Origin of the sequence: Cellulomonas algicola, from assembly GCF_003851725.1 — a bacterium.
In the GTDB taxonomy this organism is placed as follows: domain Bacteria; phylum Actinomycetota; class Actinomycetes; order Actinomycetales; family Cellulomonadaceae; genus Cellulomonas; species Cellulomonas algicola.
This window is the reverse complement of sequence record NZ_BHYL01000422.1, coordinates 1-2,164: the sequence shown is the minus strand read 5'-3', so window position 1 is coordinate 2,164 and position 2,164 is coordinate 1. Positions and strand designations below refer to the sequence as shown.

Here is a 2,164-nt window from a genome sequence, read left to right as displayed (position 1 = left end):
CGCGTGCCCAGGTCACCGGCCTGCCGCTGCGGGCCGCCGTCGCCGAGCTCGTCGCCGCGCGCGCCGCCGACGCGGCCGGGTCGCGCCGGGCCGCCGCCGACGTGCTCGGGCTCGACCCCGACCTGCCGACGCTGCTCGTGTCGGGCGGCTCGCTGGGTGCCGTCTCGGTCAACACCGCAGTCTCGGGCGCGGCCGCCGACCTGCTCGCGGGCGGTGCCCAGGTGCTGCACCTCACGGGGCGCGGCAAGGCCGACGCGGTGCGGACCGCGATCGAGGGTGCGCCGGGTGCCGAGCGGTACCAGGTGCGCGAGTACCTCGCCGACATGCACCTCGCGCTGGCCGTCGCCGACCTCGCCGTCGGACGGTCGGGTGCGGGCACCGTGTGCGAGCTCGCCGCGCTCGGCATCCCCGCGGTCTACGTCCCGCTGCCGGTCGGCAACGGCGAGCAGCGGCTCAACGCGGCGCCCGTCGTCGCCGCCGGCGGCGGGCTGCTGGTCGACGACGACGCGCTCACGTCCGCGTGGGTCAGCACGCACGTCCCGCGGCTGCTGGTCGGTGACGACGCCGTCGCGACGCGCGAGCGCATGGCCGCGGCCGCGGCGTCGGTCGGCGTGCGCGACGCCGCGGACCGGGTCGCCGCGCTCGTCGAGCGCCACCTCCCGGGAGGGGACGCGTGACCGCGACCGTGGCGGACCTCGGGCGCGTGCACCTGGTCGGCGTCGGTGGCGCGGGCATGTCCGCGATCGCCGCGCTGCTCGCGGCGCGCGGCCTGCACGTGAGCGGTTCCGACGCGGCCGACGGCCCCGCGCTGCCGGGGCTGCGCTCCGCCGGCGTGGTGGTGCACCTCGGTCACGACGCGGCGCTCGTCGCGGACGCCGACACGGTCGTCGTGTCGTCGGCCGTCCGCGAGTCCAACCCGGAGCTCGCGGCGGCCCGCGCCGCCGGGCTGCGGGTGCTGCACCGCTCGGAGGCGCTCGCCGCGCTCATGGCGGACCGTGACGCCGTCGCGGTCGCGGGCGCGCACGGCAAGACGACGACCTCGGCGATGGTCGCGACCGCGCTGCTGCACGCCGGCGCCGACCCGTCGTTCGCGATCGGCGGCACGGTCCTCACGGCCGAGGGTGCGCTCGGCGGCAGCCGCGACGGCAGCGGACCGGCGTTCGTCGCCGAGGCCGACGAGTCCGACGGGTCGTTCCTCGCGTATGAGCCGCTCGTCGCGGTCGTCACCAACGTCGAGCCCGACCACCTGGACCACTACGGCTCGCGCGAGGCGTTCGAGGACGCGTTCGTCGCGTTCGCGCGACGCGTCCGGCCGGGCGGCGTGCTCGTGGCGTGCGCCGACGACGACGGTGCGGCGCGGCTCGTGGCGACGGTCGCGCAGGCGCTCGCCGACGCGTCCGTCACGGTCGTGACCTACGGCCGGTCGGACGACGCCGACGTGCGGGTCGGCGACCTGCGTCCCGCGGGTGACGGCTGGGCCGTCGACCTGACGACGGACGCGGTGACGGTCACCGTGCACCTCGCGGTGCCGGGCGAGCACAACGCGCTCAACGCGGCGGCCGCATGGGCGGCGACGCGCGCGCTGGGCGTGGACCCGGTCGACGCGGCACGCGCGCTCGGCGAGTTCCGCGGCACGGGTCGCCGGTTCGAGGACCGCGGGACGGTGGCCGGCGTGCGCGTCGTGGACGACTACGCGCACCACCCGACGGAGGTCGCCGCGATCCTGCGCGCCGCCCGCTCGGTCGTCGGCGACGGCCGTGTCCTCGTGCTGTTCCAGCCGCACCTCTTCTCCCGCACGCGCACGTTCGCGCGCGAGTTCGGCGCCGCCCTCGACCTCGCGGACGTCGTCGTCGTGACGGACGTCTACGCGGCGCGCGAGGACCCGGACCCGAGCGTCACGGGCGCGCTGCTCGTCGCGCAGGTGCCGACCGCGGGTCGGGCCACGTTCGTGCCGGACCGCGTCGAGGCCGCGCGCGCGATCGCCGCGGCCGCCCGTCCCGGCGACCTCCTCATGACGGTGGGCGCCGGCGACGTGACCGCCCTCGTCCCGGTCGTGCTGGAGGCCCTGGGGAGCCGGCCCTCGGGAGGGGGACGGCCGTGAGCCCGTCGCGCCCGCCGAAGCCGCGCGTGGCGCCGCCGTCGCGGCCGCGCGCGGTGCCGGCGG

At 78.4% G+C, this 2,164-nt stretch carries 2 protein-coding genes; both read left to right on the top strand.

All coding sequences use genetic code 11. The annotated features are described in order from the left end of the window. Positions 1–677: UDP-N-acetylglucosamine--N-acetylmuramyl-(pentapeptide) pyrophosphoryl-undecaprenol N-acetylglucosamine transferase (locus CTKZ_RS20340; protein WP_268904351.1), on the top strand; the 677-nt coding region annotated here is incomplete at its 5' end. Positions 678–733: 56 nt separating this feature from the next. Next, positions 734–2,101, top strand: a complete 1,368-nt coding sequence (murC, locus tag CTKZ_RS20335; RefSeq protein ID WP_218052758.1) for a UDP-N-acetylmuramate--L-alanine ligase — start codon at positions 734–736, stop codon at positions 2,099–2,101. The last annotated feature ends 63 nt before the right edge of the window (positions 2,102–2,164 follow it).

What these genes read in the sequence shown, in the direction of transcription:
- murC (WP_218052758.1), top strand. Translation starts at nt 734, where the DNA reads ATGTCCGCGATCGCCGCGCTGCTCGCGGCGCGCGGCCTGCACGTGAGC.